Consider the following 6442-nt stretch of genomic DNA (forward strand, 5'->3'; position numbering starts at 1 on the left):
GGCGTTCAGCGTGAGGGCGCAGCCGGGCCGCCGGCGACACCGGCGGGCGGAGGGTTGTTGACGTAGGCCTGAGGGTCGAGGCGGCGCATCTCGCTCTCGATCCAGTCCTTCACCTCAGCCATCAGCTCACCGGGCTGGCGGCCCACCGAGGGGATCTGCTTGCCGATGGAGATGTCGACCACGCCCGGCTTCAGCAGGAAGCTCTTGCGCGGCCAGCAACGCGCCGCCGTGGCCGCGACGGGCACGACTGGCAGGCCAGCCTCGATGGCCAGGCGCGTGCCGCCGGTCTTGTAGTCGCCCACCTCGCCGCGGGCGATGCGCGTGCCCTCGGGGAACATGATGACCCAGTTGCCCTGGCCGCCCAGGCGCTTGCCCTGCTTGAGCACCTTGTTCCAGGCTTCGGTGCGGCGGCCACGGTCGATGTGGATCATGTCCATGCGGGCCATCGCCCAGCCGAAGAAGGGCACGTAGAGCAGTTCGCGCTTGAAGACATAGGCCAGCGGGTGGCTGAACAGCGCGGGGTAGGCAAAGGTCTCCCAGGTGCTCTGGTGCTTGGACAGCAGCACCACGCCGGCCTTGCGGTCCGACGCGGGTGGCAGGTTCTCCATGCCATGCAGGCGCCAGCGGATGCCGCAAATGAAGCGCGCAGCCCAGATGGAGAGCCTGAGCCAGCCGGCGCAGGCCCAGTAGATGGGGTCGCCGCGCAGGAAGATCGACAGGAGGACAACGGCCGTCGCCCAGGGAATGACCGTGATGATGAGGAAGAGGACAAAGATCAGCGAGCGGATAGCGCTCAGCAAGTTGGACATCAATTCAGGTCTCCGGCCTGGGTGTCGGGGGAAAAGGCCTGGCCACGCTGTTCGGCGATTCGGCGGCGTTCCTCCTGGATCAGGGTTTCGGCAAAGCTCATCAAATCGTCGTGTACGCGGGCCTTGGGCACCTGCACGAGCAGGTTGGCGAGTTCATGGGTGCTGAGGTGGCCGAAGGGGCCAGTCAGCACGAGGTGGGGCACGCAGCCGGCGTTCTGCGCCGTCAGCAGGTCGGTCAGCGACGCGCCGACCATGTGCACGTCGGGCAGCTCGACGTCGAAGCGCTCGCCGATCTGCTGAATCAGCCCCGGCAGCGGTTTGCGGCAGTCGCAGCCTTCCTCGGGCGTGTGCGGGCAGAAGAAGGCGGCGTCCATGCGCCCGCCCTTCTCGGCCAGCAACTGGTTCAGCCGCAGGTGCACGGCATTCAGCGAGGCCATGTCGAGCAGGCCGCGGCCGATGCCGGCCTGGTTGGTGGCCAGCACGGTGTGCCAGCCGGCATGGTTGAGCCGCGCGACGGCTTCCAGCGCGCCCGGCAGCGGGTCGAGCTCCTCCGGCGCCTTGACGTGATCGTCGCGGTAGCGGTTGATCGTGCCGTCGCGGCCCAGGATGACGAGCTTCATGCCGTGGGCGTGGTCAGCGCGCATGGAAGTCTTCTTCAAGTGGCCAGGCGCGACAGGTCGGCCACTCGGTTCATCGCGGCGTGCAGGCGGCCCAGCAGCGCCAGGCGGTTGGCGCGGAGTAGCGGGTCTTCGGCATTGACCATCACGTCGTCGAAGAAGGCGTCGACCGGGGCCTTGAGCGCGGCCAGCGCCTTGAGCGAGCCGGTGTAGTCGTGCTGCTCGAACAGCAGGTCAGCAGCGGGCTGCACTTCGGCAATCGCGGCGGCCAGGGCTTGCTCGGCAGCTTCCTGCAGCAGCTCAGGTTTGACCTCGGTCGGCAGTTCGCCTTCAACCTTTTTCAGGATGTTGGCGACGCGCTTGTTGGCTGCCGCCAGTGAGGCGGCTTCGGCCAGCGCAGCGAAGGCGCGCACCGCTTCCAGCCGGCGCGGGATGTCGCCCAGGCGCGTGGGGTTCAACGCCAGCACGGCATCGACTTCCTGGGCGCCGTAGCCCTGATCGCGCAGGCTTACGGCCAGGCGGTCGGCGAAGAAGGTTAGCAGCGTCTGACGCGTGTCCTGCGGGTTCGTGACCAGCTCGCCGAACGGCGGCACGGCGGCGTCGATCAGCGCGGGCAGGTGCAGCGGCAGGTTCTTCTCGACCAGGATGCGGATGACGCCCAACGCATGGCGGCGCAGCGCGAACGGGTCTTTGTCGCCGGTGGGCAACTGGCCGACGCCGAACAGGCCCACCAGCGTTTCCAGCTTGTCCGCCAGCGCCACGACCGTGCCGGTGTGGTTGCGCGGCAGCGCGTCGCCGGCAAAGCGGGGCTTGTAGTGGTCTTCGATGGCGATGGCGACGCCGTCGCGCAGACCTTCGTGGCGGGCGTAGTAGCCGCCCATGATCCCTTGCAGCTCGGGGAACTCGCCGACCATGTCGGTCAGCAGGTCGCACTTGGCGAGTTGGGCGGCCTGCTTGACCTTGCTGTCCAGCACCTTGAACTCGTCGTCGGCCTCGACCGTGTAGGGCAGCGTCGCCATGCTGAGCTGGTTGACGATGGCATGCGCAATCGCCCGCACGCGCTCGGCGCGCTCGCCCTGGCTGCCCAGCTTGCCGTGATAGACGACCTTGGCCAGGCCGGGCAGGCGGTCTTCGAGGGTCTTCTTGCGGTCCTGGTCGAAGAAGAACTTGGCATCGGCCAGGCGCGGGCGCACGACGCGCTCGTTGCCCTGCACGACGGCGCTGGCGTCGGCCGGCGCGATGTTGCTGACGACCAGGAAATGGCGGGTCAGCTTGCCGTGAGAGTCCAGCAGCGGGAAGTACTTCTGATTGGCCTTCATCGTCAGGATGAGGCACTCCTGCGGCACGGCCAGGAACTCGGCTTCGAAGGCGCAGGTCAGCACGTTGGGACGCTCGACCAGGGCGGTCACTTCGTCCAGCAGCGCTTCGTCGTCGATGGGTGTCAGGCTCAGAGCATCGGCTGCACCTTTCAGCTGTCGCGAGATCTCGGCGCGGCGCTCGGCGAAGCTGGCGATGACGGCGCCCTGCTCGAACAACTGAGCGGCATAGCTGTCGGCCGAGTCGATGGACAGTTCGGGCGTGGTCGCCTCGAAGCGGTGGCCCTTGGTGATGCGACCCGACGTCAGGCCGAGGGCCTTGACCGGCACGACGTCGCCGCCGTGCAGCGCGACGATGCCATGCGCCGGGCGCACGAACTTCACGTCGCTCCAGCCATCGGCGAGCTGGTAGGTCATGACCTTGGGGATGGGCAGCTTGGCCAGCGTTTCGTCCAGCGCCTTCTGCAGGCCTTGGGCGAGCGTGGCGCCGGCGACCATGCTGTCCCAGAACAGCGCCTCGGCCTTGCCATCGGGCTGGCGCTTGAGCTGGGGCACGACGTCGGGGCCGGCACCGATGGCCGCGAGCTTCTTCAGCAGCGCCGGCGTGGCCTGGCCGTCGGCGGTCAGCGCGACGGCGACGGGCATCAGCTTCTGCTGCACGGCCTTGTCGGCGGCCTTAGTGGCGACGCCCGCGACATGCACACCGAGGCGGCGCGGCGACGCGAACGACGAGACGGCGGCATCCACAGCGGCCAGGCCTTGAGCCTTGAGGCTGTCGGCCAGCACGCTGGCGAACGACTCGCCCAGCTTCTTCAGCGCCTTGGGCGGCAGTTCTTCGACGAAGAGTTCAACGAGCAGATTCATCAGGCCGCCTTCTTGCTGTTCTTCAGTTCGATCTGCGCGACGACCTCGTCGGCCCAGGCCTTCGGTGCCATCGGGAAGCCGAGCCGCGCACGGCTGTCCAGATAGCTCTGCGCGACGGCGCGGGCCAGGTTGCGGATGCGGCCGATGTAGGCGGCGCGCTCCGTCACGCTGATGGCGCCGCGTGCGTCCAGCAGGTTGAAGCTATGGCCGGCCTTCAGCAGTTGCTCGTAAGCGGGCAGGGCGAGCTTCTCGGCCATCAGCGCCTGGCTCGTCTTTTCATGCGCGGCAAAGGCCGACAGCAGGAAGTCCACGTCGCTGTGCTCGAAGTTATACGTGCTCTGCTCAACCTCGTTCTGATGGAACACGTCGCCGTAAGTCAGGCCGTCGGTGTAGACGAGGTCATACACGGATTCCTTGCCCTGCAGATACATCGCCAGGCGCTCCAGCCCGTAGGTGATCTCGCCGGTGATGGGCTTGCAGTCGATGCCGCCGACCTGCTGGAAGTAGGTGAACTGCGTCACTTCCATGCCGTTCAGCCAGACCTCCCAACCCAGGCCCCAGCAGCCGAGCGTGGGGTTCTCCCAGTCGTCCTCGACGAAGCGCACGTCGTTCTTCTTCAGATCGAAACCGAGGGCCTCCAGCGAGCCGAGGTAGAGCTCCAGGATGTTGGCCGGCGCGGGCTTGAGCACGACCTGGTACTGGTAGTAGTGCTGCAGGCGGTTGGGGTTGTTGCCGTAGCGGCCGTCTTTGGGGCGGCGGCTGGGCTGCACGTAGCCGGCCTTCCACGGCTCGGGGCCGAGGGCGCGCAGGAAGGTCGCGGTGTGGCTGGTGCCGGCGCCGACTTCCATGTCGTAAGGCTGTAGCAGTGCGCAGCCTTGTTTGGACCAATAGTCCTGAAGCGTCAGGATGATTTGCTGGAAGGTCAGCATGGGCGGGGAGCGCGAGAGCGGGGGGTGAACGATTCTATGAGGCCGCCCTCTTGAGTCCCATCAGGGTCAACAGCCCCAGCGCCCAGAGTGGCCACAGGCCCAAGGCGCTGAGCCAGCGGGCGTAGGGCGTGCTGCCGGTGCGGCCGTCAACGCTGGCTTCCAGCACGCCGCGTTCGAGCGCCGGCAGGCGCGCGGTGATGCGGCCGAGATGGTCGACGACGGCGGTGGCGCCGGTGTTGGTCGAGCGCACGAAGGGGCGCTGGAATTCGAGCGCGCGCATCTGCGAGAACTGCAGGTGCTGGTCCTGGATCATGGCGGTGCCGAACCAGGCCAGGTTGCTGACGTTGACGAAGACGGTGGCGGCGTCCGGCCCCACAGCGCTCTGCACGAAGTCTTCGCCGAACAGATCCTCGTAGCAGATCAGCGGGCGCAAGCGCTGGCCGGCCACGTCCCAGGGGTGCTGGTGATCGCCGCGCGCCTGGTCTTCCATGGGGATGCCCATCGCATGCACGAACCACGCGAAGCCCGGCGGGATCATTTCGCCGAAGGGCAGCAGATGGCGCTTGCCGTAGTGGTAGTTGCTGCCCAGGGCGACGACCGAGTTCACCCAGCCGTCATCGGCGTTGCCGAGAAACGCGCCGAGCAGCGCGGGCCGTTCCGGGCGGGACAGGCGGGCCAGCGTGGCGCTGTCCAGCTCGTCCAGCGGCAGTGGCACGACGGACTCGGGCGTGATGACGACCTGGCCCTTGGCCGACTCGATGAGCCGCGCCAGCGCGTCCAGGTTGGTGGCGAAACGGGCGGGGTCGAACTTCTGATCCTGCGGGATGCTGGGCTGCACGAGGGACACCGCCACCCGGCCGCTCGACGCGGTGAAGTCCTGCGGCAGCAGCAGCCCGGCCAGCGGCAACAGCAGGGCCGGCGCGGCCAGGGCCCAGGCGCGCTCCTTCAGCAGTACGAGTCCGGCGGCCACCAGCGCCGCCAGCCCCGTGATGCCGTAGATGCCGACCCACGGCGCCCAACCCGCCAGCGGGCCGACCGTGTGCGCATAGCCCGACGCGATCCACGGGAAGCCGCTGAACCACGTGGCGCGCGCCAGCTCGGCCAGCAGCCAGGCCGGCGCCAGGGCCAGCAGCCGCCAGCGGCCTGGGGCGAACCAGCGTGCCGCAAGGCCTAGCGCCAGCGCGAAGTAGCCACTGAGAACAGTCGCCAACAGCGCCACGGCCAGCGCGGCAACGAGCCAGGGGATGCCGCCGAACTGGTGCATGCTGATGTGCAGCCACCACAGGCCCGAGGCCATCCAGCTCCAGCCGAACAGCGCGCCGCAGAGCGCGGCAACGCGTGGCGTGGCGCGGTCAACAAGGCCGAAGAGCAGGGCGAGGGCGGCGAGCTGGGCCCACCAGGCGTCGGTGGGCGCGAAGGATGCGGTCTGCAGCAGCCCGGCAGCCAGCGCGACCGCAGCGGCCGTACTGGCTTTGACGGGCCTCACGCTTCGGACTCGCCTTCGGGCACCCGCGTGACTTTGAACCAGCGCACGGCGCCGCCACGGGTCAGCATGACGGCGAAGTTGAGGCCGCCCACCCGAACGGACTCGCCACGACGCGGCACACGGCCGTGCTCGTGAGCGACCAGGCCGCCGATGGTGTCGAAGTCGTCGTCCGGCAGCGCCAGGCCGAAGCTGCTGTTGACGGCTGAGATGGTCGCGTCGCCAGCCACGCGTTGGCTGCCGTCGGCCAGTGTGTAGAGACCCGACTCGCCGTCCTTGTCGTCGAACTCGTCCTCGATCTCGCCGACGATCTCTTCCAGCACGTCTTCGATGGTGATGAGGCCGGCGGTGTTGCCGAACTCGTCAATGACGATGGCCAGGTGGTTGCGGTTGGAGCGGAAGTCGCGCAGCAGCTCGTTCAGCC

General features: G+C 68.1%; 6 protein-coding genes. All 6 read right to left on the minus strand.

The features are described from left to right. Positions 1-5: 5 nt before the first annotated feature. Entirely contained in the window at positions 6-809 is an 804-nt protein-coding gene (locus ABIS05_RS04630) for a lysophospholipid acyltransferase family protein (protein WP_348011861.1), read from the minus strand. Further along, the gene (gene gmhB, locus ABIS05_RS04635) at positions 809-1453 is read right to left on the minus strand and encodes a D-glycero-beta-D-manno-heptose 1,7-bisphosphate 7-phosphatase (RefSeq protein WP_348011862.1); all 645 of its coding nucleotides are present in this window, start codon (positions 1451-1453) and stop codon (positions 809-811) included. The genes ABIS05_RS04630 and gmhB overlap by 1 nt, the downstream gene beginning before the upstream one ends. 11 nt (positions 1454-1464) lie before the next feature. Further along, positions 1465-3606, minus strand: coding sequence for a glycine--tRNA ligase subunit beta (gene glyS, locus ABIS05_RS04640; protein WP_348011863.1), 2142 nt, complete (start codon positions 3604-3606; stop codon positions 1465-1467). Next, entirely contained in the window at positions 3606-4535 is a 930-nt protein-coding gene (glyQ, locus tag ABIS05_RS04645) for a glycine--tRNA ligase subunit alpha (protein WP_348011864.1), read from the minus strand. The genes glyS and glyQ overlap by 1 nt, the downstream gene beginning before the upstream one ends. Before the next feature lie 34 nt (positions 4536-4569). Further along, positions 4570-6021 carry an apolipoprotein N-acyltransferase gene (lnt, locus tag ABIS05_RS04650; RefSeq protein WP_348011865.1) on the minus strand — a complete coding sequence of 484 codons (1452 nt, stop codon included), beginning with the start codon at positions 6019-6021 and terminating at the stop codon, positions 4570-4572. Beyond that, positions 6018-6442 (minus strand): transporter associated domain-containing protein (locus tag ABIS05_RS04655; protein WP_348011866.1); only part of this gene is annotated, 425 nt, incomplete at its 5' end. The genes lnt and ABIS05_RS04655, both read right to left, overlap by 4 nt.

Origin of the sequence: Roseateles sp. (genome assembly GCF_039929605.1) — a bacterium.
In the GTDB taxonomy this organism is placed as follows: domain Bacteria; phylum Pseudomonadota; class Gammaproteobacteria; order Burkholderiales; family Burkholderiaceae_C; genus Pelomonas.

Coding starts and splice junctions, on each gene's coding strand:
- ABIS05_RS04630 (WP_348011861.1), bottom strand. CDS start 809: ATGTCCAACTTGCTGAGCGCTATCCGCTCGCTGATCTTTGTCCTCTTC.
- gmhB (WP_348011862.1), bottom strand. CDS start 1,453: ATGCGCGCTGACCACGCCCACGGCATGAAGCTCGTCATCCTGGGCCGC.
- glyS (WP_348011863.1), bottom strand. CDS start 3,606: ATGAATCTGCTCGTTGAACTCTTCGTCGAAGAACTGCCGCCCAAGGCG.
- glyQ (WP_348011864.1), bottom strand. CDS start 4,535: ATGCTGACCTTCCAGCAAATCATCCTGACGCTTCAGGACTATTGGTCC.